Here is a 25707-nt window from a genome sequence, read left to right on the forward strand (position 1 = left end):
AGATCATTGCGTTGCTCGGCAGCACTCCTACTGCTGTTGGGCGGTACAGGTGCTGTCGTGGCCGAGACGACATCCGAGCATCGCCCGTTGTTACAGGAGGGAAAAAAGAGCCTTTATCAGCGAGTCTTGACCACCCCAGGTTGCGAGCTGGTGGCCGAGGCGGGTCAAGCGTCAGGGGTGCTGCAGCCAGCCTTCAGCAGCTTCTATGTCTATGAGCACGTAAATGCCAAGGGGGCCGGTTGGATTAAGGTCGGCCCTGACAGTTATGGTCAGAGTATCGGTTGGCTGCCCAAGTCTTGTACCGTGGATTGGAAGATGCAGCTGACCCTGGCTTTCACCAATCCTGCCAACCGGGATCGCCTGCTCTTTTTCAAGGAGCGAGATCAACTCAACCAGATCCTGGAGGCGGCGGATCCGGTCGCTAAGGTAGCACCGCTGCGCGCTGCATTGAAGAAGCAGGGCAACGCCGCCGGGGTACTGGCACAAGAGCCTGAATACTTTGTCGATCTGCAGCAACAGTTTTATCTGCTACCCATCCTCAGTGGTGAAGAGGTCATGACCGAGGATGGCTTCTACACCCGCTTGCTCAATGTGGCCTCGGTCAGTAAGGCTGATACGGCCACGGTTGAACCAAGCGCCAAGGTGAGCCAGCTCAAAGAGTTCAATGCCGCAGTGGTGTTCGTGGTGGATTCCACCATCTCGATGGGACCTTATATCGAACGTACCCGCGAGGCCGTGCGCAAGGTCTATGAGCGGATCAACAAGGAAAATCTGGGGCAGCAGGTGAAGTTTGGCATGATCTCCTTTCGCTCCAGTACCAAGGAGGTACCGGGTCTGGAGTACACCACCCGCATGTATGCCGACCCCAATGAAATCAAAGGCGGTGCCGATTTCTTGAAAAAAGTGGCCGACCTCAAGCAGGCTACCGTTTCTAGCAAGCTGTTCAATGAAGACGCGTATGCGGGGGTAATGCAGGCGATAGACCAGATCGACTGGAGCCGTTTTGGGGCCCGTTATGTGGTGCTGATCACCGATGCAGGGGCTATCGAAGGGGATAACAAGCTGTCTACCACTGGATTGGATGCCAAGCAGATCCGGTTGGAAGCCGCCAACCCTGGGGTGGCGATATATACCCTGCACCTGAAAACTGCGGCGGGTAAGAAAGATCACGCCAATGCCGCAAGCCAATATCAGGAGTTATCAACTTACAGTGGCACCAATACCTCGCTTTACTACCCGGTTAATGCTGGTGATGTTAACGAGTTTGGTAACAAGGTTGATGCATTGGCTACCGCCATTACCGATCAGGTGAAAGCATCCTATTTTGGTGAGCCGGCCGTAGGCAGCGCCAGTAACGCCAAAGAGGAGGGCACGCTCACCCCGGCGCAAAAATTGCTGCAAGATACAGCACTGATCGGTCATGCCATGCAACTCTCCTACCTCGGTAAAAAGAGTGGAACTCAGGCTCCCTTGGTGTTCGAGGCCTGGATCAGCGACCGGGATCTGATCAAGCAGAATATCCCTACCACCGAGGTCAGGGTGCTGCTCACCAAGGGCCAACTTAGTGACCTTAGCGATGTGGTGAAACAGATTTTGGATGCGGCCAATGAAGGTATGATCTCACCGGCCAAGATGTTCGAGCGACTACGCTCGGTGGCGGCGACCATGGGCGCAGATCCTAACCAGCTCAAGCAGTTGGATAACACCAGCATCACGGATCTTGGAGTGATGGGGGAATACCTTGCCGATCTGCCTTATCGCAGTGATGTGCTCAATCTGGATGAGGAGACCTGGAAGAGTTGGGATGGATTGGCACAGGAGAAGTTTATCCGCACCCTCGCGACCAAGCTGCGCCATTACCAGCGTTACAACGCCGATGTCGATCGCTGGGTGGCGCTAGCCAAGGATAGCGATCCCCGTGATCACGTCTATCCGATTCCCCTGGAAATGATGCCCTGATGCTATGTATCGAAGATATGAGCATAGTGCGGGGCAGCGGTGAACAGGCCCACCGGGTCTGTTTGCCCGCACTGACCTTGCCTCTGGGACAAGTAGTGGCCGTGACGGGCGAAAGTGGCTGCGGCAAGAGCACCCTGCTTGAGGTGATTGGGCTATTACTGAGCCCCAGTCGCGTTGGCCGTTTTGAGATGGACTTCATTGACGCCGCCCCAGCTGTTGTCGATATTGCCCACTTGCTGGCGGCTAACGATCAAGCGGCATTAGCCGACATCCGCGCCGCCAGAATTGGCTTCATGTTGCAAAGTGGCGGCCTGCTGCCCTTCCTGACGGTGAGAGACAATATCCGGTTACCCTGCCAACTACTGGGCATAGCGGAAGATGAGCATTTACTCACGCGGGCTGTCCAGACCCTCAAGTTGGAGGGATTGCTGCACAAGAAACCAGCCCAGCTTTCTATCGGGGAGCGGCAGCGAGTCGCTTTTGTGCGGGCGGTGGCGCACCGCCCAAAGCTACTACTGGCCGATGAACCCACCGCGTCTCTTGATCCCCACACAGCCAGGTTGCTCTTTGCGCTCTTTATCGAGTTGGTACAAGAGTGGGGCATTGCGGCGCTGGTGGCCTCTCATGATTGGGGTTTGGTTAAGACGTTTGGCTTACCCTGTCTCAAGGCTAATTTAACGCAGGGAGAGACCCATTTTGCGTTCTCATAAACGCGGACTACTGTTGCGCTTGGCCATGCAAGATCTTTGGCATGATCGTTCGGTATCATTTTGTATTGTTTCCTCACTGATCGCCGTGATAGCCCCGCTGCTGCTGATGTTTGGTCTGCGTTATGGGGTGGTGAGCCAGTTGCAGCAGGATCTCGCGCGAGATCCGCGCAATCTGGAGATCCGCATGGTGAGTAGTGGCCACTATTCAGCAGAATGGATCGCCGCCTTGCGGCAAAAATCGGAGGTAGGCTTTGCCATCGGCCAAACCCGATCCCTCAATACCCAAGCCGATTTGCTGAAAGATATGAGCCATTTCATTGAAAATGCCGAGGTAATCCCGACCGTTCAGGGCGACCCTCTGTTAGGAACATTGCAACTGGGGAGCGAGGATGAGGTGATCCTCAGTGCCGAGGCTGCACGCCGCTTGGCGGTCAGTGCTGGTGAAACCATCCGCTTGCGCGTCATGCGCCAGCTCGAAGATCGGCGAGAGTGGGGGGAGCGTACCTTAACTGTGGGAGCAATATTGGCGCCCACTTATTTCAACCGTCCCGCTCTGTTCGTGCATGAGCCCTTGCTGCTGGCGCTGGAGTCTTTTCGTGATGGCTATCGCATCCCTATGCTGGGGATTAGCACAGGTCAGCCGTTAACGGATAAACCGCCGATATTCGCCCGCGCCCGTCTTTATGCCAACAGCATTGACCAAGTGGCAGCTCTCGATCTCTGGCTCAAGCAACAGCGCATCGAGACAGTGAGCCGGTTGGCCGATATCGAGAACATAAAGAGTATCAACCGGGTACTTAGCCTCATCTTCAACGTCATCGCTGGCACCGCGCTGATCGGCTGTGTCGCATCCTTGATCGGCGCCTTCCTCGCGAACGTGGATCGCAAGCGCAAGCATATTGCTGTATTGCGCTTACTGGGATTTACCAGCCCGGCGGTGGGCCTCTATATCATCCTTCAGGGGGTGATCCTGACGTTGCTTGCCTATGGTGGTGGCCTCTTGCTCTACCTGAGCGGCAGTGCACTGTTTAATCGGACGCTGGCCAGCAGCCAGAGTACTGAACAGATGATCTGCCGGATAACCCCATTACACAGCTTACTGGCCCTGCTCCTGGCCCTGACGGTGGCCATTCTAGTGGCCATTATTGGTGCGAGACGGGCCATTGCCATTCAACCTGCGGAGAGTTTGCGTGAACTCTAAGAAGACCTTATCCCGGCTCATCATCATGGGATGTGCCATGTCCAGCGGCAGCACATTCGCCGAACCATGGCCAGATAAAAATTACAATCCGAAACCCGATGTGGAGGATGTGATCCTGCCGATGCCGTGCGAGGGGGCCATGGCCTTTCGGCGAGTGCAGGTACCGGTCAACGGCCCGCTGGAAGACTTGCCGATCCAGGTAGGTCAAGACGGCGGTGACTGGGGCTTTATCGAGCACGCTCATCCTGCTTTTATTGCTGGTAGTTTCACCCAGCCGGCTAAGGAGCAGGGCCGCTATTACCTGATGGCCAAATATGAGCTGACTCAGCTCCAATATCAGGCACTTACCGCAGATACCTGCCCCACACAGTCGAAAAAGCTGAGCCTCCCGGTAAGCGCTATTAGCTGGTTCGACGCGGTTGCGGCAACCGATAAATACAATCTCTGGTTGAGACAGCATGCCGCTGACCAGATCCCCAAAGAAGATGGTAAAGCGGGGTTTGTACGCCTGCCGACTGAAATTGAGTGGGAATTTGCCGCGCGCGGTGGGCTCAAGGTCAACAGCGCCGATTTTCGTGACATCCGATATCCCATGAACGATCTCAAAGAGCATGAATGGTTTGCCGGAGCCCAGTCAGCCAATGGCCGCTTACAACTGGCGGGGCTGCTGGCTCCTAACCCTCTCGGATTGCACGACATGTTGGGTAACGTGGACGAGATGATGTTTGAACCCTTCTATCTCAACAAGCTCGATCGCCAACATGGTCAGGCCGGTGGTTATGTGGTGCGCGGTGGTAACTATCTCACTGAGCAGGCTGCCTTGCGCAGCGCAGCCCGCAAAGAGGTGAGTTACTACGATGAGGATCGCCACTTTACCAGCAAGAGTACTGGGCTGCGGTTGGTATTGGTCTCCCCAACCATGACATCGACGCAGCGAGTCAAGAGTATCGAAAGCAGTTGGCGGCAACTGGGATCAAACAAACCAGCGGGGGAGGCCAGCGACAAGAAGGATGCGGTCAGCGAGTTAAGCACGCTGGCCTCTGGGGTTGACGATGAGGCGCTCAAGCAGAAACTGAAAAACCTGGAAGGGCAGCTTAGGGCGAGCAACCAAAAGCAGCAGGAAGAGCGTGCTCAGTCGATTCGCGCCAGCCTTAACTTGGGTGCCTTCCTCTGCACCAAGTTACAAGATGATGGCAAGTTCTTGGATTTTCTTAGCTCCAACTATGAGCTGCTCTGTAGCGATAAAGCCGATAAAAACTGCGCGGTTCGCAAGACCAAGCTGGATGAGCAAAAAGAGCGGCTCAGCCAACTTACGGGCTATTACGCCAGTGGTTTGGTCGAGTCTGCATCCCTATATGGTGAGGACCCAATTAAAGAACAAGTTTCAGTATTTAATCAAATGCTGACAATTAATAAAAAGCTGTATGGACTTAGACCATTTCTTGCAACTCATTGGGCAAACCAGCAGCGTTATCTACAAAATGGAAAAATTGATGCTGTAATGTGGTTGGAAAACTGTAAGAAGTTGCAATGACTTAATTGAATTTAAAAATGCTTAGCCTATTTGAGCAATAGCGAGGTCATGTTCTGAATTCCAATATCTATGAGTCCCCATGCGAAGGGGTCATCACGCCCCTAAAGATGAAGGGATTACCCAAAACCAATGGAGAAAATCATGACCCACTTTTTGACCGAAATATTACGCGTGGCCTTATTTAGTATTCTGTTGACATGTTCGGTGGCCACCTTCGCTGCTGATGGTACTTTTGAGATTGAGACCAAGGTGCCTGCAACTCTGAGTGGAAAACTGAGCTATGCCAGCATGAAATTCTGGGTCGAAGTATCAGGGAAAGATGCTGTGGAGCTATGGTTCAACGATGAGGATTACACTGCTCTAATGGAACTTGTGGGAACTCAGGTAGCATTTGATGGCTCTATGGTGACTTACACCAATGGGAGTGTCTATTTTCAGCCCAAGCTGGTAAAAGCATCGGCTGGATTTACTGTACGCAAAAATGACGAATTGAACTTTGATGTGCTGCTCAATGGTGAGCTACTGACTCATCACGACAGTTATGCCGGTGTCGATGTGGCCCACCAGTTTGCAATACCCGATGGTAAAGCCGCACTTCTTGAGCTGTTCAGCGGTGGTGTGGGTTGCCCCGTGCTCTACCAGCTGGTTGTGGTCAGACAAGACTCACCCACCATGATGTCTGAAGCATTTGGTACCTGTAGTGACCTAGGCAAACTGAGCCCCACCACCAACGGCTTTACCCTCAATCTGCCCGGTAATCCCAGTGAGCGTTGGGTATGGGATATCAACAGCGTGATGCTACGCAAGAACTGACAACTACCACGGAAAAAATTTCATGAATAGTTCATGGAGCAATTATGTTGGGAAATGGAAAACGCGGTGGTAAAATTGACAAAATTGGAAAGATATACTCCTGATGCGTGGGGTAAATAGAGGAGGATGTTTCGATCTTTTTGAGCGTACATCATCGTATGCGGTTTAATTTTCATAAATAACGATCATATAAAAAGGGAGCTTATATGTCAGATATGGTTTTTTGTCGTGGGTGCGGTAAAGAAATTCACAAAACAGCGACATCATGTCCCCATTGTGGAGCGGTATATGGCGCAAGCAAGAGCCGGATCACTGCCGCCCTGCTCGCTTTTTTCCTTGGTGGGATTGGCATTCACAAGTTTTACCTTGGCAAGGCCCTGCAAGGGTTCCTATATCTAATCTTTTGCTGGACGTTTATACCGGCAGTCATCGCCTTTATTGAGTTCGTCATGTACATCTGTATGTCTGATGAAAAGTTCGCAGAGAAGTACGCCAAAGCGTAGCCAGGAGTTGGTGCTCACTTAAGCCTGCCTACACGGCGGGCTTTTTAGGTTCAGGATTTACCATTTACCTCAATTGGAACTATCAACAATGATGTCTAGTTGAGTAGGTGTGGGTTCAAATGTGGGTTCAAAACTAAAAAAGCACTTTCATTAATATGAAAGTGCTTTTTTTCAATAGCTTAGTTGTTATGGCTTAGTTCATGCCGTAGAGAACAACATGTTTTATCACCCTTGATATCTTAGCCGCCAAAGGTTGTTTGGGGGTCGAATGAGTCATCTTGGTGTTGTAACACTTTCCTTCATGAACACAGCTTTACCCGACTAAGGGAATACATTGAGATAATGTGGCACTCTCCGTTAGGAAGGCCCTTAGGGAGTAAGGTTAGTTCCTACCTCGTGCCAAATGTGGTACCCCATGTGGTACCCAAGACAAAAATCTACAATTTTTCAGCCATGTGGAAATCATAAATCATTGTTTTAAATGGTGCCGGAAACAGGAGTCGAACCTGCGACCTTCGCATTACGAATGCGCTGCTCTACCAACTGAGCTATACCGGCGTGGTTCCCGATCATAGGAAAAAACCATTCTCAGTCAATGGCTTGTTCTAAAAAATTTACCCTGGTAGCCAGATCGCCTGATTTTTATTCAGCGAAAAATATCAAATTCGGCAATGCGGGGATGGCCGCGGCGCTCCAGAAAACCGAGCAGGCTCTCCGGGCTGGTAGCCAGCAGTCGCTCGCGGGGGAAGCGAGCTACGTCCACTAGAGCGTGGCAGTGTTCGAAATCCCCCAGGGTAAAGGCGACGTGAGAATCAGAGCCAAAGGCAAGCCAGGCACCGAGATCGCGCGCCGCCTCGACGATGGCGCGGCAGTTGGCCTCGCTGCCCTTGCGTGAATGGGCGAAGGAGGAGTTGTTGATCTCAAGGGCGACCTGGTGCTCGGCGGCGGCCCTGACGACGGCGTCGATATCGATGGGGAAGGCGGGGTTACCTGGGTGGCTGATGATATCGACCTTGCCGCTGCGGATGGTGTTGATCATGGCCCGGGTGTGACTCTCTCTGTCGCGAGGGGGGAAGACGGGCTCGTGGAAGCCGGCCAGCACGATGTCGAGCTCTTGCAAGTGGGGATCGCCGAAGTCGATCTCGCCCTGTTCGTTTTTGATGTTGGCCTCGATGCCACGCAGGATCCCCACCCCATCAACCACGCGTGGTAACACCCTGAGGTTCACAAAGTGCCAGTAGTGGGGGGCATCGGCCATGGCCGGCCCGTGATCCGTGGTGGCAAACAAGGTGATCCCTTTGGCCTTTGCAACCGGCAGATAGTCGTGGATGGTGCTGTAGGCGTGGGTGCTGGCGACGGTGTGGGTATGGGTATCGACACGGTACATGAGGGCCTCCTCTCTCTTGGCGAGGGGCTGCTCACACCCCGTTACGAATGGTCTTGGCGGTGGACCTGCGAGTGGACGCCGGAAGGCTTGTTATGGTGTCGGCCTTCCGGCAATCAGAGCGTTTACTTCTTGAACATGTGGTCCAGCTTGCTGGCCTTGGTGTTGAGGTAGAACTCGTTGTAGGGGTTGCGTCCCTCTTGCAGCGGTACTCGCTCAGCCACGGGAATGCCGTAAGATTCCATCGCCTTGACCTTGCGCGGGTTGTTGGTCATCAGCTTGAGGGATTTGACTTCCAGCAACTTGAGCATGTCGGCGCAGATGGTGTAGTCGCGCATGTCGGCGGCAAAGCCGAGCGCAACGTTGGCCTCGACGGTATCGGCGCCTTGATCTTGCAGATGATAGGCACGGATCTTGTTCAAAAGGCCGATGCCACGCCCTTCCTGGCGCACATAAAGCAAGACGCCGCGGCCGGCCTTGGCAATGTTTTGCAAGGCGGCTTGCAGTTGGAAACCACAATCGCAGCGCAGGCTGAACAGGGCATCACCAGTCAGGCATTCAGAGTGAATGCGGCCAAGCACGGGCTCATCGCCCTTGATATCGCCCATGACCAGGGCGACGTGATCCTTGCCACTGCCGGCTTCTTGGAAACCGACCATGGTAAAGACCCCCCAGGGGGTGGGAAGTTTGGATTGCGCGACCAAGGTTACGCTACTCACGTGTGGCTCCTTTACTGCTGCCAAATTCGAGTGAAGGGGTGCAGTTTAACGCGGGCATTGAGGATGAGCTACCACAACAAAGCCATGAAAAAACTCGGGTCTTGTCGTCGCGATGGCTAAAAAGGCGGCGACTGAGCCGTTGATGATGCAATCGGTTCTCCCTCGGACGACGGTTTCCGATATAATCCCGCACCATGATCACCTGCCGCTTGCCGGCCTTTGTTGAGGAGGATGTATGCCCAATCAGGCTCCCGTTATGACCATTGATGGCCCCAGTGGGGCAGGTAAGGGAACCCTTTGTCTGTTGCTTGCCGAACGGCTGGGCTGGCATCTGCTCGACTCGGGCGCCATCTATCGGGTACTGGCGCTGGCGGCACTGCACCATGACGTCGATTTGGAGTCAGAAGAGGCGCTGGCCCCGCTGGCGGCCCACCTCGATATCCAGTTTGTAGTGGAAGAGGGGCAGGTGCGTGCCGTGCTGGAAGGCGAGGATGTCTCCCGTACCATTCGCACCGAGCAGGTCGGCAATGCGGCGAGCAAGGTGGCCGCCTTCCCTCGCGTACGCGAAGCCTTGCTGCGCCGTCAGCGGGCGTTTCGTCAGGCGCCCGGACTCATCGCCGATGGTCGCGATATGGGGACGGTCGTCTTCCCCGATGCCGAGGTGAAAATCTTCCTCGACGCCAGCGCCGAGGAGCGGGCCCAGCGGCGACTCAAGCAGTTGCAAGAAAAGGGTTTTGATGTTAATTTTGAGCGTCTTTTGACCGAGATTAAGGAGCGTGACGACCGCGATCGCAATCGCGCCGTTGCGCCGCTGCGTCCGGCCGAGGACGCACTGGTGGTGGATTCCACCAGCATGACCATCGACGAGGTGGTTGCCGAGGTCATGGCTTACGCTGTGAGTAAATTAGGTGATGCCAGTTCGCGCTGACATCGGTTGTCTGATCCAAGGAGTGGATCAGACTAGTAAAAACAGCCCCGCTTGAGCCGGATTGCCAAGTGGATGTTTACATTTGTGACATAAACAATGACTGAATCTTTTGCTCAACTCTTTGAAGAGTCCCTGAAAGCCGTAGAAACCCGTCAGGGCTCTATCGTTAAGGGTACCGTAGTTGCCATCGAGAACGGTTTCGTTCTGGTTGACGCTGGTCTGAAGTCCGAATCCGCCATCCCGGCAGAAGAGTTCAAGAACGCCGCTGGCGAGCTGGAAATCAATGTTGGTGATCTGGTTGATGTGGCTCTGGACTCCATCGAAGATGGTTTCGGCGAAACCAAGCTGTCCCGTGAAAAAGCCAAGCGCCACGAAGCCTGGCTGCAGCTGGAGAAGGCCTACGAAGAGCAGGCTACCGTTGTCGGTATCATCAACGGCAAGGTCAAGGGTGGTTTCACCGTTGAACTGAACGGCATCCGTGCCTTCCTGCCGGGCTCCCTGGTTGACGTGCGTCCGATCCGTGACACCGCTCACCTGGAAAACAAAGAGCTGGAATTCAAGGTCATCAAGCTGGACCAGAAGCGCAACAACGTTGTGGTTTCCCGTCGTGCCGTGATCGAGACCGAGAACACCTCCGAGCGCGAAAGCCTGCTGGCTAACCTGCAAGAAGGTCAAGAAGTTAAGGGTATCGTTAAGAACCTGACCGACTACGGTGCCTTCGTTGATCTGGGCGGCGTTGACGGCCTGCTGCACATCACCGACATGGCCTGGAAGCGCGTTAAGCATCCGTCCGAGATCGTGAACGTCGGCGACGAAATCACCGTCAAGGTACTGAAGTTCGACCGCGAGCGTACCCGTGTATCCCTGGGTCTGAAGCAACTGGGCGAAGATCCCTGGGTTGCTATCGCCAAGCGCTACCCGGAAAGCACCCGCCTGACCGGTCGCGTGACCAACCTGACCGACTACGGCTGCTTCGTTGAGATCGAAGAAGGCGTTGAAGGCCTGGTTCACGTTTCCGAGATGGATTGGACCAACAAGAACATCCACCCGTCCAAGGTTGTTAACGTTGGTGACGTGGTAGAAGTCATGGTTCTGGACATCGACGAAGAGCGTCGTCGTATCTCCCTGGGTCTGAAGCAGTGCAAGGCTAACCCGTGGCAGCAGTTCGCTGAAACCCACGCCAAGGGTGACCGCGTCTCCGGTAAGATCAAGTCCATCACCGACTTCGGTATCTTCATCGGTCTGGACGGCGGCATCGACGGTCTGGTTCACCTCTCCGACATCTCCTGGAACAACCAGGGCGAAGAAGCTGTTCGCGAGTTCAAGAAGGGTGACGAGATCGAAGCCGTTGTGCTGCAAGTGGATCCGGAGCGTGAGCGCATCTCCCTGGGCGTGAAGCAGATCGAAGAAGACCCCTTCAATAAGTACCTGTCTGATAACAAGAAAGGTGCTATCGTGAAGGGCAAGGTAACTGAAGTTGACGCTAAGGGTGCAGTGATCGAGCTGGCCGACGGCGTTGAAGGTTACCTGCGTGCTTCCGACGCTGCTCGTGACCGCGTAGAGGATGCCACTCTGATCCTGTCCGTTGGTGACGAAGTTGAAGCCAAGTTCATGGGCGTTGACCGTAAGAACCGCACCGTAAGCCTGTCTGTCCGTGCTAAGGACGAGGCTGACGAGCGTGTTGCTATGGACAACCTGAACCAGCAAGATGATGCCGTGTTCAGCAACGCTATGGCTGAGGCTTTCAAGGCCGCTAAGGGTGAGTAAACCCTAAAGCCATAAAAAGGGCGGCACTGCGCCGCCCTTTTTTATCTCGGACTTCACTTGTGATTGGGAGAGGAGATTGAACGCCATGACCAAATCAGACCTCATCGAGCTACTGGCAGCCAGCCGCATGCACATGCCGGCCAAGGATGTTGAGGCCGCCGTCAAGGAGATCCTGGAACAGATGGCATCGACCCTGCAAAAGGGTGATCGTATCGAGATCCGGGGCTTTGGCAGTTTCTCCCTGCACTATCGTGCTCCGCGCGTCGGGCGTAATCCCAAGACGGGCGACAAGGTGGAACTGACCGGTAAGTATGTTCCTCACTTCAAGCCGGGCAAAGAGTTGCGCGAGCGGGTCAATTTCTCCGAGTGAGTGTTGCAGGAAACGGCATACGAAAGTATGCCTTTTTTGTTTTTACCAGACGGTTTTCTCCCTCCTGTGGCCTGTTTCCCCTGCCAGATCTGCTTTCCTGCTAGAGTCCGCTCCCTTTTTTAGGGATAATCATTAAGTTAACTGTCGCAACGGGGAAAACCTATGAAACGTATCGTGGCCCTGCTTGTTCTGGCCTTGGTGTTTGTCGCGGCGCTGGCGTTAGGCTCTCAAAACGGCCAGACCGTGGTCTTTAACTACCTGCTTGCACAGGGTGAATTTTCCTTAGCCGCGCTGCTTGGCCTGTTCTTCGGCCTTGGTTTTGTGGTGGGCTGGGTGGTCTTTGCCTTTCTGCTGCTGCGCCTCAAGCTGGAAAACCGGGCGCTTGGCCGCAGTGTGCGCCGCCAGTCCCGCGAGCTGGATGCTATGCACAGACCCGAGGCCGCCAAGGAATAATCGTCCTCAATGCTAGAACTACTCTTCCTGCTGCTGCCGATCGCTGCCGGCTATGGCTGGTACATGGGGCGCAGGAGCGTTCGCCAGGATACCCAGAAGCAGAGCAACCAGTTCTCCCGCCAATATGTGGCGGGTCTGAACTATCTGCTATCTGACCAATCGGATAAGGCGGTTGACCTCTTCATCCAGTTGCTTGAGGTGGACAGCGAAACCATTGAGACCCACCTCTCTCTCGGCAACCTGTTTCGCCAGCGTGGTGAAGTTGACCGTGCCATCAAGATCCATCAGAACCTCATCACCCGCCAGCTCACCATGGAGCAGCGCCAACTCGCGTTGCAGGAGCTGGCGCGCGACTTTCTGGCCGCTGGCCTGCTCGATCGGGCGGAGAAGCTGTGGCTGGAGCTGACCGAAGACAGCGACTTCGAAGAGACGGCGCTCTCCCAACTGCAACTCATCTATCAGCAGCTGCGCGACTGGGAGAAGGCGATCGGGGCTGCTGAGCGGTTGATGAAGTTTCAAGGCAAGAAACTGGCTCCCACCGTCGCCCATTACCACTGTGAGCTGGCCGATACGCAGCTGCGTGACAACCAGCGCAAGCAGGCCCATGCCCGTTTTCGCAAGGCGCTCTCGGTCGATCCCGGCTGTGTTCGCGCCTCCCTTGGTTTGGGCTGGCTGGCGCTGGGGGAGGGCGATCATGCTACCGCAGCCCGTGAGTTTACTCGGGTGCTGGAGCAGGATGTGGACTTTGCCGGTGAGGCGTTGGGTCCGTTGTGCGAGTCGCTGGAAAAAAGTGGTGAGCCGGAGCGGATCCGCCCCTTGTTGCAGCAAGCCCAAGAGGGGAAGGCGGGCTTTTGTGTCACCCTCAAGCTGGCTGAATATGTCGAGCGGGAAGAGGGGCGCCAGTCCGCCTCCGAGCTGGTGCTGCGCCAGCTTCGGCGCACCCCGTCCCTGCGTGGCTTCCACCACCTGATGGTGCTGCAACTGCGCGGCGCCGAAGAGGGGCAGGCCAAGGAGAGTCTCGCCATGCTCAAGGATCTGGTCGGCGAGCAGATCAAGATCAAAGCGACCCACAAGTGCCGTCAGTGCGGTTTTGCCACCCACTCCCTGTTCTGGCAATGCCCCTCCTGCCGGCAGTGGGGCACCATCAAGCCGGTCCGCGGTCTGGACGGCGAATGACAATACCCAAAGGAAGAGAGATGAACGATCCGAAAGTAGTGGTCGCGCTGGATTTTGCGCGCGAAGAGGATGCCCTGGCTCTGGTGGCACGCCTCTCCCCGGCCGAGTGCCGGCTCAAGGTGGGCAAGGAGATGTTCACCCTGTTTGGACCTGCATTCGTGCGTCGCTTAGTGGCGCAGGGGTTTGATGTTTTCCTCGATCTGAAATTCCACGATATCCCCAACACGGTGGCCAAGGCCATCGCCGCCAGTGCCGAGCTGGGGGTGTGGATGGTCAACGTGCATGCCAGCGGTGGTCGGCGCATGATGGAGGCCGCCAAGGCGGCATTGGCCCCCTATGGTGACAAGGCTCCCCTGCTCATCGCGGTGACCGTGCTCACCAGCATGGAGCAATCCGATCTGAACGAGCTCGGTGTGACCCTGAGTCCGGCCGAGCAGGTGCTGCGGTTGGCACGGCTGGCCAAGGATGCCGGTCTGGACGGTGTGGTCTGCTCCGCTCAGGAGGCTGAACTGCTCAAGGGTGAGCTGGGCGCCGCGTTCAAGCTGGTGACGCCGGGCATCCGGCCGGCTGGCAGCGAGCAGGGCGATCAGCGCCGCATCATGACCCCCAGCCGCGCCGTGGCTGCGGGCTCTGATTACCTGGTGGTGGGCCGCCCCATCACTCAGGCGGCCGATCCGGCTCAGGTGTTAGCGCACATCAACGGCGAGCTGGCCAGCTTAGGCTAACCAGAGCGAGCACTAACCCCGCCATGCTTCCCAGCAGGTGGGAGCCCACATGCACCCGGGCGCCGATCAAGGCTGCGCTCGGGCTGCTCTCCCCGCCGCCCAGCCAGTCAAGCAGCAGCTTGATGGCAAAACCCAGCAGCAATAGCCGGGCGCCGCGCCGCTTGAAATAGAGATCCCGCATCAGCCCCCAGACAAACAGGCCGTGCAGTGCACCGGAGAGACCCATGTACCACTGGGTTTGCGGGCAGAGCAGCCAGATCCCGATGGTGACGCCCAATGCACCGCTGCCGAGCACCAGCAGCAGGCGGGCCGCATCGAGATCGCGACTAAACAGGGTGACCAGCACCCAGAGGCCGCAGAGGTTAAGTAGCAGGTGCCAGCCGTTGGTGTGAGCCAGGTTGCCTGTTATCATGCGCCACCATTGCCCGCCGGCGATGGCGGAGCGCTGGAACGAGATCGCATCGTTCGGCACCCAGATCCACAGCACCCATAACAGCAATGAAAGGGCGGCGGCTGCCACCCATCCGGATTTTTCAGTGAACACGACGCAAGGCTCCCGACAGGCTTCCAGCCGCTACTGTACCGATTGTGGGCGCGCACTCAAGGCCTGCCTGTGCGCGCACTTGCCCCGTATCGATAATCCGACGGCGCTGCTGGTGCTGCAGCACCCCAATGAGGCGACCCACCCCAAGGGGACGGCGCACCTGCTGACGGGGAGCCTGCGGCGGGCCGAGCTGCGGGTGGGGGACGACTGGGAGCGGGATAATACCCTGATGGCGGCGCTGACCGCATCCCCTCACTATCTGCTATGGCCGGATGAGACGGCGCAGCCGCTCAGTGCGTTGCCGGCTGAGCCGGCAGCCCGTTTTGTGCTGCTCGATGGCACCTGGCGCAAATGTTACCGGATGCTGATGGAGAACCCGACGCTGGCGGCGTTGCCACGGGTTGCGATAGCGCCTCGTCGCGGCCACTACCAAATTCGTAAGGCCCCCTTCGACGGGGCCCTTTCCACCCTGGAGGCGGGCTATCATCTGCTGTGCGAATGGGAGGGTGAGTCTGCACGTTATGCACCGCTCTGGCGCCTGTTCGAGCGTTTCAATGCCCAGTGGCTCGCCTTCAGCCAAGCCAAACGAGGAGAATGAGATGGGAATTGCCGTCGTGGTATTCAGTGGTGGGCAGGACAGCACCACCTGTCTGGTGCAGGCATTGCAGCATTATGACGAAGTTCACGCCATCACCTTTGACTATGGCCAGCGCCATGTGGCCGAGATCGAGGTGGCCAAGGCATTGGCCGTGCGCCTCGGCGTCAAGGCCCACAAGGTGATGGATGTCTCCTTGCTCGGCGAGCTGGCCCTCTCGTCGCTCACCCGTGACGACATTCCGGTCAGCCGTGAGTTGCAAGACAACGGCCTGCCCAACACCTTCGTGCCGGGACGCAACATCCTGTTTTTGACCCTGGCCGCCATCTACGCCTATCAGGTTGGGGCCGAGGCGGTGATCACCGGGGTATGCGAGACCGATTTTTCCGGCTACCCGGATTGCCGCGATGAGTTCGTCAAGGCGCTCAACCACGCCGTGGCGCTGGGGATGGATCGGCCGGTGCGTTTCGAGACCCCGCTGATGTGGCTCGATAAGGCGGAAACCTGGGCCCTGGCCGACCGCTATGGCCACCTCGACACAGTGCGTCAGCACACACTCACCTGCTACAACGGTATCCAGGGGGATGGGTGTGGCGAGTGCCCGGCCTGCTTGTTGCGCGCCCGTGGCCTGAACGAATACCTGGAGCAGGGAGAGGCCGTCCGTGCCCGCCTTGCCGCCAAACTGGCGGCCGCCTGAGCCGTCCCTTCACTCTTTTCAGACAGACATTGATGATTCACTACCCGATCAACGAAATCTTCCAGACCATACAGGGGGAGGGGGTCAATACCGGCCTTCCCGCCATTTTTGTTCGCCTGCAGGGCTGCCCGGTGGGGTGCCCCTGGTGCGATACCCGCCATACCTGGGTGGTCGACCCGGCGCGCCAGGTGGCGAGTCAGCAGGTGCTCGATCGCTCCAACGAGTCCGATGGCTGGAGCCCGATGAGCGCCCCTGAGGTGCTCGAGAGTTTCCGTCGTCTCGGCTACACGGCCCGGTTGGTGGTGATCACCGGTGGCGAGCCCAGCCTCTATGACCTGCGCGAACTCTCGACCCTGTTGTTGGGGGAGGGGTATGCGGTGCAAGTGGAGACCAGCGGCACCCACGAGGTACGGGTGCACGACGCCGCCTGGGTCACGGTCTCTCCCAAACTCGGTATGAAAGGGGGCTTTGCCGTGCTGCCCCAGGCGCTGGCCCGGGCTAACGAGATCAAGCATCCGGTGGCCACCGAGCGCCATATCGAGGAGCTCGACGAGCTGCTGCATTTCGCCACGCTGCGCCCGGATGTGCAGATTGCCCTGCAACCCATCAGCCAGAAGCGACGCGCCACCGAGCTGGCGATGAGGGTCTGCATCGAGCGCCATTGGCGTCTGTCGATTCAGACCCACAAGTATCTGGATATCGACTGATGGAGATGGACAGCCATATCCTGCTGCAACTCAATATGCCCATGCCTTATGGGAAATACCGTGGCCGGCGTCTGATTGAATTACCTGAGCCTTACCTGGTATGGATGGCACGGCAGGGATTTTCTGCCGGTAAATTGGGGCAGGCGCTGGCGCTGGCCCACGAGATCAAAGTCAATGGACTGGAGCAGATGTTATTACCACTGCTCAATGGAAGAGCACCATGAGAATATATACACGACAAGGTGACCAAGGTCAGACTCGTTTGGCCGATGGTTCCTGCTTGAGCAAAACCCATATCCGCGTCGAAAGTTATGGGCTGGTGGATGAACTCAATTCTCAAATTGGTTTGCTAATTGCGAATCTGCCGGAAAATGCGACGGTTTTATCTCCCATGCTGCAATTAATTCAGCAAGAGATGTTCGATGTCGGGAGTGAATTGGCATTTCCTTGCAAGGCTCAGAATAGCGCCTTGTGGCAGGTGTCGGAAATATGGACTCGGCGGCTGGAGGCGGAGATGGATCAATTTTCCGAGACGCTGCCCCCCCTGCGGCAGTTCATTCTACCGGGCGGTTCACCAGCGGCGGCTCAGGCTCATGTGGTTCGTACCCTGACGCGGCGCTGCGAGCGGCAGCTGGTGCTGCTAAGCCAGCATGAGCCGCTCAATCCGGCCCTGCTACCCTATATCAACCGCCTCAGCGACTGGTTCTTCGTGCTGGCCAGGGTGCTGCTGCAACGTGAAGGGAAACCGGAGATCGTCTGGCGCAAGGCCAGCGAGCGCTAAAACAAAAAAACCTCGCCATCTGGCGAGGTTTTTTCATGCAAAGGTACTCAGATGGCAAAATCTTCCAGGGATTTGCCCTCTTCGTTAACGGCCTTGGCAATAGCAGAGGGCATGCGGCCCTGACCGGTCCAAGTTTTTTCCTGGCCGTTATCCATATAACGGTATTTGGCCGGACGCGGTGCTCGCTTGCTGCTTTTGGCTTTGCTGGGGGCGCTGACAGTGGCAACCAGTTCGTTCGGATCAATACCGGCCGCCTTCAGCATGTCGCTATATTCTTGCAGTTTGCGTTGATGCTCTTCACGGGCGGCGCGCTCGGACGCTTCATCTTGCTGACGCTCTTCAATGATGCCGGTCAACTTTTCCAGCCCTTCTTGCAACTGCTCCAGCGTCAATTCACGGCAGGCGGCACGTAGGCTGCGAATATTCAAGAAAACTTTCAGAAACTCATTCATAGGGATACCACTCAAGCTGTTATTGATAATTAGGCCGACAAATAGAGCACCGTTTTGGGAAATTTAAACAGTCAGAATGTTTCTCGTCAAGTTAATAAGCGCCATTGTGGAATATTTAAAATAAAACCAAGAAATATTTTGGAGGATCGTGATGTTAATGCCGCTGCCGATGGAGTTACATGAGTCATTAGGGGGTGTTGCGGTATTTTCTGCTGGCTCCTGTCGTCAGGGTAGCCAATGTGCTGACAAGGTGGTTATGGCTTGCGATTAATCGTCTGCTTGATAAAATGTCCCCCGAATACCTTTAAGTAGAGGCGCGCTGCCTATGAGTATCCGAGCGGAGGGTGATGCCGTTGATGTTCGGGGAAAGGAGTCAGCGCCGAAGTCGCCAGGCCATCATACCGGGCTGCTGGTTCTGCATTTAAGAAGTGCAGGACTGCCATAGTCATCCACTATGGAGCGCTACCTGAAGGAGCTGAGGAGTATGCCCCCCCACTGGGTCCTGTTTCTTTGATCCTACGGTAGATCTCCACCTTGTCTTTTTAGGTGTAAAGAGATCATGGACATCATTCATTTTGCGGACTCGCCCTGGTCCGTGGTACCCCCGCTGCTGGCGGTCGCGCTGGCGATCACGACGCGCCGTGTGCTGCTCTCCCTCGGAGTTGGCATCCTGGCTGGCGGCCTGCTGCTCAATCACTTCTCCCCGCTCGACTCACTGCACTACCTGATGGGTACCGTGCTGAAGATCTTCTGGGTCGACGGCGCCTTCAACCACGACAACATCAACATGATCCTGTTCATGTTCCTGCTCGGTGGGCTCATCAGCCTGATGACCGCCTCCGGGGCGACCCGCGCCTTTGCAGAATGGGCCGAGCGCCGCGCCAAATCCCGTCAGGGAGCCAAGGCATTGACCGGTCTGATGGTGTTTGCCTTCTTCATCGACGACTTCTTCCACAGCTTGTCGGTGGGGGCTATCTGCCGCCCGGTGACCGATCGCTTCCAGATCTCCCGCGCCAAGCTGGCCTACCTGCTCGACTCCACCGCCGCCCCGGTCTGCGTACTGATGCCGATCTCATCGTGGGGGGCCTACATCATCGCCCTGGTTGGCGGCATCATGGCGGCCCACGGGGTCTCCGATGTGAGCCCCATCTCCGCCTTTGTGCAGATGGTGCCGATGAACCTCTATGCGGTCTTCACCCTCATCATGGTGCTGGTGGTGATTGCGTTTCAGCTCGACATCGGTTCGATGCGCCAGCATGAGCAGTGGGCCCTTGAAGGCAAGCTGTGGGATGAGTCCAAGGGGCGTCCGCTCGGTCTGGACATGGAGGCGCCCAAGGATAGCCGTGGCAGCATGCTCGACATGGTGTTGCCGATCCTGACCCTGACCGCCGCCACCGTCTACTTCATGATCGACTCCGGCACTGCCGTACTGGCCGAAAATGGCGAGCCGTTCAGCCTGCTCGGCTCGTTTGAGAACACCAATGTCGGCTCTTCCCTGGTCTATGGGGCCCTGTGCAGCCTGGCGGTCTCCATCGCGCTGGCCCTGCGCCTCAAGCTCGATGCCAAGACCTGGCTGCGCACCGCGCCGCAAGGGGTGATGGCGATGCTGCCGGCCATCAACATCCTGCTGTTTGCCTGGACCATCGGTGCCGTGGTGCGCGATGTGGAGACCGGTAAGTACTTAGCCAGCCTGGCCAACGGCAACCTGCCGATCGAGGTGCTGCCGGCCGTGGTGTTCGTGCTCTCCTGTGCCATGGCGTTTGCCACCGGTACCAGCTGGGGCACGTTCGGCATCATGCTGCCGCTGGCCGGTGACATGGCGGCCGCCAGCGACATCGCCCTGTTGCTGCCGATGCTGGCGGCGGTGCTGGCCGGCGCCGTGTTTGGCGACCACAGCTCGCCCATCTCCAGCACCAGCATCCTCTCCGCGACCGGGGCGGGCTGCCATCACATCGATCACGTGATGACCCAGCTGCCCTACGCCCTCTCGGTGGCCTTCGGCGCGGCGCTCGGTTACCTTGCCATGGGGCTGATGCACTCCGTGCTGGCCGGCTTCCTGGTCAGTGCCCTGTGGTTCGTGCTGTTCTGCGTCTACCACATCCGGCGTAACCAGCCGGTGCTGGCGACCGCATAATGACGCGAGGGGGCCTTAAGGGCCCCTTCGCTTTTGTGATAGACTCCGCGGCTGAATTTTACTGGCGGGATCCCTGATGGCCTCTTTGCATTACAAATTTGCCGCGATGAACTCCGGCAAGTCGACCCAGCTTATCCAGGCTCACTTCAACTATCTCGAGCGCGGCATGCGCCCGCTGGCCATGACGCCGGCCATCGACGATCGCTTCGGGGTGGGGGTCATCTCGGCTCGGGTTGGCCTTGAGCTGAAGGTGGAGGTGTTCAGTGAAAGCAGCGATCTGCTGGCGCTGATCCGTGAGCGCCATGCCCGCGAGCCCATCGATGTCTTCATCGTCGACGAGGCCCAGTTTCTCACCCGTGAGCAGGTCTACCAGCTGGCCAGCATCGTCGATGGTCTCAACATTCCGGTCATCGCCTATGGCCTCAAGACCGACTTTCGCGCCGAGCTGTTTCCCGGCTCCTACCACCTGCTCTGCCTGGCCGACAAGGTCGAGGAGCTCAAGAGCATCTGCTGGTGTGGCAACAAGGCCCACATGAACGCCAGGGTCAGTGAAGCCGGCGAGGTGATGCGCGACGGCGCTCAGGTCGAGATCGGTGGCAATGACCGTTATGTCTCCCTGTGTCGCAAACACTATCTGGATGGCAAGGCCTATCTCGACTGACACCAAGGTTGAGGGGGGCGCCGTCTCGCACGTTTATCGTGGCGACGCCAGAAAATGGCGATTTCCCCCCTGAATCGGATTTGTTCGGTATCGACAATGCTTTACCATGATGCACTGTTCTTCTGCCAGCGTTATGAGTCCACCATGCGTCACCTGCTTTTTCTCTTCTCACTGACCCCTTTTCTCTATGCCTGCAGCAGTGAGCCGCAGCCGCCTGCACCGCAGCAGCCGCCCGCGGTGGTGAAGGGGGGCTTCCTGCTTGAGCCCTCCCATGTGCAGGGCACGCTCGGCGGCGACTTTGCGTTCAACCAGAATGCCAACCGCTTCATCGACAAGATGGTGCAAAAGCACGGCTTCGATCGCCAGCAGTTGCACGACGTGCTCTCGCAGGCTGAGCGGCTGGATTGGGTCATTCGCCTGATGGACAGGCAGGCCCCCACCACCCGGCCGCCGAGTGGCCCGACCGGTGCCTGGGTGCGTTACCGCAACCAGTTCATCACGCCGCAGCAGATCGCGCTGGGCAGTGACTTCTGGAACCAGTATGAGGATGCCCTCAACCGCGCCTACGCCGAATATGGGGTACCGCCCGAGATCATCGTCGGCATCATCGGGGTTGAGACCCGCTGGGGACGGGTGATGGGCAAGACCCGCATCCTCGATGCGCTGGCTACCTTGGCGTTCGACTATCCGCGCCGGGCGGCCTTCTTCGAAGGGGAGCTCGAGGTGTTCCTGCTGATGGCCAGAAACGAGGGGGTCGATCCGCTCGATCTGCGTGGCTCCTACGCCGGTGCCATGGGCTATGGCCAGTTCATGCCCTCGTCGTTCAAGGCCTATGCGGTCGATTTCAACCACAACGGTCACACCAACCTGTGGGACCCGGTGGACGCCATCGGCAGCGTGGCCAACTACTTCAAGGCCCATGGCTGGCGCAAGGGGCAACCGGTGGCGGTGCCCGCCAGCGGTCAGGCGCCTGGGCTCGAGCACGGCTTCCAGACCCGCTACAGCATGGCGACCCTGGCCTCGGCCGGCCTCACGCCGCAGGGCTCGACCGGGAGCTACAAGGAGGCGAGCCTGCTGCGCCTGGATATGGGCAGCGGCTACCAGTACTGGTACGGCCTGCCCAACTTCTACGCCATTACCCGTTACAACCACAGCACTCACTACGCCATGGCGGTGTGGCAGCTGGGCGAGGCGGTGCGCAAGGCGCGGCACGGCTACTGATGCCGGCAGATGAGAAAGGGGCCCATAAGGGCCCCTTTTTTGTGGGGAGCTGCGAGCCCCTACTTCCAGGGCAGCGGCGGGGAGATAAGACGCGCCCCGTCATAGCCAGGCACTGGGCCAAAACGGCGGCTGCCGCTGCGCCACTCTTCATCGGCCTGAATGATGGCGGCGCGATCGCGGCTGACGAAGTTCCACCAGATGGTGGGCTCGAGGGCCAGCGGCTCGCCGCCGATGAGCAGCAGTCGGGCACCGGGGGCGAGCTGCACCTCGACACTCTGTTGCTCGGGGGCCAGATAGGCCAGGTGCTCGGCGGCCAGCGGGGTGCCATCAATGGTCACGCTGCCCTCGAGGGGGAACAGGCCATGCTCGAAGTGAACGTTGAGGGGCAGGGTCAGCCGGGCGCCAGCCGGGGCGTGAATATCCAGCCCGATGAGGGGAGAGAAGGCGAGGGTGGGGGCCTGCTGGCCGTCATGCTCGCCGATGAGCAGCGTCAGCTCGGCCCCCTGCTCCTGCCAGCGCGGCAGGGTCGGGTAGTGATCGAAGCGCGGCGCCATCTCTTCTTGCTCTGGCGGCAGCACCAGCCACAGCTGGGCGGCGTGCAGGCGGGCCGTGTCTGGCACCGACTCCTCGGTGTGAACGATGCCGTGCCCTGCGCTCATCAGGTTGACCTGGCCCGGGCGGATCAGTTGCAGGCTGCCGAGGCTGTCTTTGTGCAGGATCTCCCCCTCAATCATCCAGGTGAAGGTCTGCAAGCGGATGTGGGGGTGGGGGCCGACATCGAGGCCGCGTTCGCCCGGGGCAAACTCGGCCGGGCCGATGTGATCGAGAAAGCACCAGGGGCCTATGGTGCGCCGCTCCTTGACCGGCAGCACTCGGGCGACCGGGATGCCGCCCACGTCAGTGGTGCGCGGAGAGATAGATTGCCAGTGGGACATGAAGAGCTCCGGATAGTGGGGTTCGGCACCAGTGTAGCCGCTCTTGCTGCTCGATAACGGGATCTCTGGCGTACGGTGCGACAGCGGTGAACGCACTCAGGCCAGTCGTCCCCAGCCCCAGATGAGCAGACCGGCGGCCAGCGTCCAGATCAGGGTGGCACTGAGCAGGGTGACGGTGAGGCTGGTGCGCACCGACAGATACCAGACCGCCAGCAGATAGAGGGCGTAGGGGAGCAGGGCCGCCAAGCCGAACAGGGCGGTGCCTTGCAGCAGCGCCGGGCCCCGCTCACGGCCGACGATGGCGTGGGCGATCAGGGCGAAGGTGGGAAACAGCGGCACCAACCCGGCCAGCATGGCGTGACGGCTCTGGGAGAGCAGGGCGATGAGCAGCACGGCAAGGGCGCCGAGGGATGATTTCAACAGCAGCGGGATCATGAGGCCTCCATGGCAGAGGGCCCATGCTAGCGCTGCGCCTGCTCGCTCGCAATCGGCCTCTCTTGCGGCGCCAACGTGGGGCGAACGCCCCCCAGGCCGCCCTTGGCGTGGGGTGAAAAAAACGGGCCCAGTGGCCCGTTTGGTCTCTCTTATTTCTGGTGGCGCTGGTTGAGGCACTGCACCACGTCTTGCAGAGCCAGCCCCTCGTTTTGCAGCAGCACCGTCAGGTGATAGAGCAGATCCGCCGACTCGTTGATGAGCTCTTCCCGATCCTTGGCCATGGCGGCCAGTGCCACCTCGACCCCCTCTTCACCCACCTTCTGGGCGATGCGCTTGGTGCCCTTGCCGTAGAGGCGAGCGGTGTAGCTGCTCTCGGGGTCGGCCCCCTTGCGCGCGGCCAGCAGCTGCTCGAGCTCGGCCAAGAAGCCCAGCGGCGGCACGGGGTGCCCCTCGAAGCAGGAGACGTTGCCCAGATGGCAGGTGGGGCCGACCGGCTCGGCGGCGATCAGCAGGCTGTCGCGGTCGCAGTCGGTGGTGATGGCCTGGAGGGCGAGCACGTGGCCCGAGCTCTCCCCCTTGGTCCAGAGCCGCTGCTTGCTGCGGCTAAAGAAGGTCACCTGGCCGGTGGCGAGGGTCTTGGCCAGGGCTTCTTGGTTCATGAACCCTTGCATCAGCACCTGGCCGCTGTGGGCGTGTTGCACGATGGCCGGGATCAGGTTGTCACACTTGGCCCAGTCCAGGCTCTCGATAGCAAAAGCGATAGTCATGTCACGCCTCCTTAACTGCGAATGGCGATGCCTTGGCCCTTGAGCCAGGACTTGAGTTCGGGAATGGGGATGATCCCCTTGTGAAAGACGGACGCGGCCAGGGCGCCGTCCACATCGGCCAGGGTGAAGGCGTCGCGAAAGTGCTCCATGGCGCCGGCGCCGCCCGAGGCGATCAGCGGCACCTTACACAGGGCGCGCACCGCCTTGAGCTGTTCGATGTCATAGCCCTGGCGCATGCCGTCCTGATTCATGACGTTGAGCACTATCTCCCCGGCGCCGCGTTGTTGCACCTCCTGCACCCACTCAGGGGTGGTCCAGGTGGTGGTGCGGGTGCGGCTCTCGTCACCGGTGAACTGCTTGACCTGATACTGGCCGGTTTGCGCGTCGAAATAGGAGTCGATGCCGACCACCACACATTGCACGCCGAAGCGCTCGGCCAGCCGGGTGATGAGGGTCGGGTCGGCCAGGGCCGGCGAGTTGATGGAGACCTTGTCGGCGCCAAACTCGAGCACCTGGCGGGCATCCTCGATGCTCTTGATGCCGCCGGCGACGCAGAAGGGGATGTCGATCACCTCGGCCACCCGGCTGACCCAGCTCTTGTCGACCACCCGGGCATCGCTTGAGGCGGTGATGTCATAAAAGACCAGCTCGTCGGCCCCCTCGGCCGCGTAGCGGCGGGCCAGCTCGACGATATCGCCCATCACCTCGTGGTTGCGAAACTGCACCCCTTTGACCACCACGCCATCTTTGACGTCGAGGCAGGGAATAATACGGCGTGCCAGCATCAGCGTACCTCCTGGCTGGCCCAGCAGGCGATTGCTTCGGCCACGGTGAATTTCCCCTCGAGCAGGGCGCGCCCGAGGATGATGCCCCCCACGCCCGACCCCTTGAGGGCCTCGATGTCGGCGAGCGAGCCGATGCCGCCGGAGGCCTGGAAGGCCACCTGCGGGAAGCGGGCGCAGAGATCCCGGTAGAGCTCTACATTGGTGCCGGCCAGGGTGCCGTCACGGCTGATGTCGGTGCACAGCACGTGCTTGAGCCCGGCGGGCAGGAAGGCTTCGATGAGCGATTCGATGGTGGTGTCGCTCTGCTCCTGCCAGCCGGCCACCGCGATGCGGCGCACGCCGTCGGGGCCGATGTTGACATCGAGAGCCAGCACGATGCGCTCGGCGCCGTACTTCTCCATCCACCCCATCACCATGGCCGGGCTCTTGACGGCGGTGGAGCCCACCACCACCCGGTTGGCGCCGGCGTCGAGCAAATCGACCAGATCCTGCTCGCTGCGCACGCCGCCGCCGATCTGCACCGGTGCCGCGGTATGGGCCAGCAGCTCCCGGATCAGGGGCAGCTGGCGCGCCGCCGTGTTCTTGGCGCCGTCGAGATCGACTAAGTGCAGTTGGGCGGCGCCCTGCGCCACGTAGTCGTCAAAGCGCCCCTGGGGGTCGCTCGAGTATTCGGTCTTCTGGCCGTAGTCCCCCTGATAGAGGCGCACCACCTGACCGTTAATCAAATCAATGGCGGGAATGATCATCCTTG

General features: G+C 58.6%; 29 protein-coding genes, 1 tRNA gene and 1 riboswitch. Of the genes, 20 read left to right on the forward strand and 10 right to left on the reverse strand.

Going from position 1 to position 25707, the window contains the following annotated elements; genetic code table 11:
• Nucleotides 1-57: 57 nt before the first annotated feature.
• From BN1134_RS00690 to BN1134_RS00715, 6 genes are all read left to right on the forward strand, one after another.
• Nucleotides 58-1959 carry a vWA domain-containing protein gene (locus BN1134_RS00690; protein WP_232300573.1) on the forward strand — a complete coding sequence of 634 codons (1902 nt, stop codon included), beginning with the start codon at nt 58-60 and terminating at the stop codon, nt 1957-1959.
• Nucleotides 1959-2669, forward strand: coding sequence for an ABC transporter ATP-binding protein (locus tag BN1134_RS00695; protein WP_042044643.1), 711 nt, complete (start codon nt 1959-1961; stop codon nt 2667-2669). The genes BN1134_RS00690 and BN1134_RS00695 overlap by 1 nt, the downstream gene beginning before the upstream one ends.
• Before the next feature lie 25 nt (nt 2670-2694).
• Nucleotides 2695-3870, forward strand: coding sequence for an ABC transporter permease (locus BN1134_RS00700; RefSeq protein WP_042044644.1), 1176 nt, complete (start codon nt 2695-2697; stop codon nt 3868-3870).
• Complete coding sequence (locus tag BN1134_RS00705; RefSeq protein WP_156991612.1) at nt 3860-5404, forward strand: formylglycine-generating enzyme family protein; 1545 nt, start codon at nt 3860-3862, stop codon at nt 5402-5404. The genes BN1134_RS00700 and BN1134_RS00705 overlap by 11 nt, the downstream gene beginning before the upstream one ends.
• 141 nt (nt 5405-5545) lie before the next feature.
• Nucleotides 5546-6217 (forward strand): hypothetical protein, encoded by a 672-nt coding sequence (locus BN1134_RS00710; RefSeq protein ID WP_042044645.1) that lies wholly within the window; start codon nt 5546-5548, stop codon nt 6215-6217.
• Nucleotides 6218-6423: 206 nt separating this feature from the next.
• Nucleotides 6424-6720, forward strand: coding sequence for a TM2 domain-containing protein (locus BN1134_RS00715; RefSeq protein ID WP_042044646.1), 297 nt, complete (start codon nt 6424-6426; stop codon nt 6718-6720).
• A gap of 482 nt (nt 6721-7202) precedes the next feature.
• Here BN1134_RS00715 and BN1134_RS00720 read toward each other — a convergent pair.
• From BN1134_RS00720 to ribA, 3 genes are all read right to left on the reverse strand, one after another.
• Nucleotides 7203-7278: transfer RNA gene (locus BN1134_RS00720), tRNA-Thr, on the reverse strand.
• 88 nt (nt 7279-7366) lie between these two features.
• The gene (locus BN1134_RS00725) at nt 7367-8107 is read right to left on the reverse strand and encodes a phosphatase (RefSeq protein ID WP_042044647.1); all 741 of its coding nucleotides are present in this window, start codon (nt 8105-8107) and stop codon (nt 7367-7369) included.
• Nucleotides 8108-8229: 122 nt separating this feature from the next.
• Nucleotides 8230-8823, reverse strand: coding sequence for a GTP cyclohydrolase II (gene ribA, locus BN1134_RS00730; protein ID WP_042044648.1), 594 nt, complete (start codon nt 8821-8823; stop codon nt 8230-8232).
• 235 nt (nt 8824-9058) lie between these two features.
• Here ribA and cmk point away from each other — a divergent pair, with 235 nt between their 5' ends.
• From cmk to pyrF, 6 genes are all read left to right on the forward strand, one after another.
• Nucleotides 9059-9751 (forward strand): (d)CMP kinase, encoded by a 693-nt coding sequence (gene cmk, locus BN1134_RS00735; protein WP_042044649.1) that lies wholly within the window; start codon nt 9059-9061, stop codon nt 9749-9751.
• A gap of 96 nt (nt 9752-9847) precedes the next feature.
• The gene (gene rpsA / locus BN1134_RS00740) at nt 9848-11518 is read left to right on the forward strand and encodes a 30S ribosomal protein S1 (RefSeq protein ID WP_042044650.1); all 1671 of its coding nucleotides are present in this window, start codon (nt 9848-9850) and stop codon (nt 11516-11518) included.
• Between the two features lie 85 nt (nt 11519-11603).
• Nucleotides 11604-11888, forward strand: coding sequence for an integration host factor subunit beta (gene ihfB, locus BN1134_RS00745; protein ID WP_042044651.1), 285 nt, complete (start codon nt 11604-11606; stop codon nt 11886-11888).
• Between the two features lie 162 nt (nt 11889-12050).
• Nucleotides 12051-12341, forward strand: coding sequence for a LapA family protein (locus BN1134_RS00750; protein WP_042044652.1), 291 nt, complete (start codon nt 12051-12053; stop codon nt 12339-12341).
• Between the two features lie 9 nt (nt 12342-12350).
• Nucleotides 12351-13517, forward strand: a complete 1167-nt coding sequence (lapB, locus tag BN1134_RS00755; protein WP_042044653.1) for a lipopolysaccharide assembly protein LapB — start codon at nt 12351-12353, stop codon at nt 13515-13517.
• Nucleotides 13518-13537: 20 nt separating this feature from the next.
• Complete coding sequence (pyrF, locus tag BN1134_RS00760; protein ID WP_042044654.1) at nt 13538-14242, forward strand: orotidine-5'-phosphate decarboxylase; 705 nt, start codon at nt 13538-13540, stop codon at nt 14240-14242.
• On the opposite strand, the gene rrtA is transcribed toward pyrF, so the two are convergent.
• The gene (gene rrtA, locus BN1134_RS00765; RefSeq protein WP_042044655.1) at nt 14214-14786 is read right to left on the reverse strand and encodes a rhombosortase; all 573 of its coding nucleotides are present in this window, start codon (nt 14784-14786) and stop codon (nt 14214-14216) included. The genes pyrF and rrtA overlap by 29 nt on opposite strands.
• Between rrtA and BN1134_RS00770 the strand changes: the two genes are divergently transcribed.
• The 5 genes from BN1134_RS00770 to BN1134_RS00790 are packed head-to-tail and all read left to right on the forward strand — an operon-like array spanning nt 14677 to nt 17566.
• Nucleotides 14677-15384 (forward strand): tRNA-uridine aminocarboxypropyltransferase, encoded by a 708-nt coding sequence (locus tag BN1134_RS00770; RefSeq protein WP_084214673.1) that lies wholly within the window; start codon nt 14677-14679, stop codon nt 15382-15384. The genes rrtA and BN1134_RS00770 overlap by 110 nt on opposite strands.
• Nucleotide 15385: 1 nt before the next feature.
• Nucleotides 15386-16078, forward strand: a complete 693-nt coding sequence (queC, locus tag BN1134_RS00775) for a 7-cyano-7-deazaguanine synthase QueC (RefSeq protein WP_042044657.1) — start codon at nt 15386-15388, stop codon at nt 16076-16078.
• Nucleotides 16079-16110: 32 nt separating this feature from the next.
• Nucleotides 16111-16785 (forward strand): 7-carboxy-7-deazaguanine synthase QueE, encoded by a 675-nt coding sequence (queE, locus tag BN1134_RS00780; protein WP_156991614.1) that lies wholly within the window; start codon nt 16111-16113, stop codon nt 16783-16785.
• On the forward strand, nt 16785-17009 hold the full coding sequence (locus BN1134_RS00785; RefSeq protein WP_042044658.1) for a DUF3820 family protein: 225 nt from the start codon (nt 16785-16787) through the stop codon (nt 17007-17009). The genes queE and BN1134_RS00785 overlap by 1 nt, the downstream gene beginning before the upstream one ends.
• Nucleotides 17006-17566, forward strand: coding sequence for a cob(I)yrinic acid a,c-diamide adenosyltransferase (locus BN1134_RS00790; RefSeq protein WP_042044659.1), 561 nt, complete (start codon nt 17006-17008; stop codon nt 17564-17566). The genes BN1134_RS00785 and BN1134_RS00790 overlap by 4 nt, the downstream gene beginning before the upstream one ends.
• A 47-nt stretch (nt 17567-17613) precedes the next feature.
• On the opposite strand, the gene BN1134_RS00795 is transcribed toward BN1134_RS00790, so the two are convergent.
• Nucleotides 17614-18018: an H-NS family histone-like protein gene (locus BN1134_RS00795; RefSeq protein ID WP_042044660.1), complete on the reverse strand. Its 405-nt coding sequence runs from the start codon at nt 18016-18018 to the stop codon at nt 17614-17616.
• Nucleotides 18019-18319: 301 nt separating this feature from the next.
• Nucleotides 18320-18491: riboswitch (Lysine riboswitch) on the forward strand.
• An 86-nt stretch (nt 18492-18577) separates the two neighbouring features.
• Between BN1134_RS00795 and BN1134_RS00800 the strand changes: the two genes are divergently transcribed.
• The 3 genes from BN1134_RS00800 to mltB all read left to right on the forward strand — a co-directional run bounded on the left by BN1134_RS00800 (nt 18578) and on the right by mltB (nt 22034).
• Nucleotides 18578-20152: a Na+/H+ antiporter NhaC family protein gene (locus BN1134_RS00800; RefSeq protein ID WP_042044661.1), complete on the forward strand. Its 1575-nt coding sequence runs from the start codon at nt 18578-18580 to the stop codon at nt 20150-20152.
• 76 nt (nt 20153-20228) lie between these two features.
• The gene (locus tag BN1134_RS00805; protein ID WP_042044662.1) at nt 20229-20813 is read left to right on the forward strand and encodes a thymidine kinase; all 585 of its coding nucleotides are present in this window, start codon (nt 20229-20231) and stop codon (nt 20811-20813) included.
• A 144-nt stretch (nt 20814-20957) separates the two neighbouring features.
• A complete protein-coding gene (gene mltB, locus BN1134_RS00810) occupies nt 20958-22034 on the forward strand; it encodes a lytic murein transglycosylase B (RefSeq protein ID WP_042044843.1) in 1077 nt (358 codons plus the stop codon).
• 59 nt (nt 22035-22093) lie between these two features.
• On the opposite strand, the gene BN1134_RS00815 is transcribed toward mltB, so the two are convergent.
• The 5 genes from BN1134_RS00815 to hisA form a co-directional block, all read right to left on the reverse strand.
• A complete protein-coding gene (locus tag BN1134_RS00815; protein ID WP_042044664.1) occupies nt 22094-22969 on the reverse strand; it encodes a pirin family protein in 876 nt (291 codons plus the stop codon).
• A gap of 96 nt (nt 22970-23065) precedes the next feature.
• The gene (locus BN1134_RS00820) at nt 23066-23404 is read right to left on the reverse strand and encodes a GlpM family protein (protein WP_042044665.1); all 339 of its coding nucleotides are present in this window, start codon (nt 23402-23404) and stop codon (nt 23066-23068) included.
• Nucleotides 23405-23553: 149 nt separating this feature from the next.
• On the reverse strand, nt 23554-24171 hold the full coding sequence (hisIE, locus tag BN1134_RS00825) for a bifunctional phosphoribosyl-AMP cyclohydrolase/phosphoribosyl-ATP diphosphatase HisIE (protein ID WP_042044666.1): 618 nt from the start codon (nt 24169-24171) through the stop codon (nt 23554-23556).
• Nucleotides 24172-24182: 11 nt separating this feature from the next.
• On the reverse strand, nt 24183-24956 hold the full coding sequence (hisF, locus tag BN1134_RS00830) for an imidazole glycerol phosphate synthase subunit HisF (protein ID WP_042044667.1): 774 nt from the start codon (nt 24954-24956) through the stop codon (nt 24183-24185).
• On the reverse strand, nt 24956-25702 hold the full coding sequence (hisA, locus tag BN1134_RS00835; protein WP_042044668.1) for a 1-(5-phosphoribosyl)-5-[(5-phosphoribosylamino)methylideneamino]imidazole-4-carboxamide isomerase: 747 nt from the start codon (nt 25700-25702) through the stop codon (nt 24956-24958). Before hisA ends, hisF begins: the two co-directional genes overlap by 1 nt.
• Between the last annotated feature and the right edge of the window lie 5 nt (nt 25703-25707).

The organism is Aeromonas simiae, from assembly GCF_000820125.1.
Taxonomy (GTDB): domain Bacteria; phylum Pseudomonadota; class Gammaproteobacteria; order Enterobacterales; family Aeromonadaceae; genus Aeromonas; species Aeromonas simiae.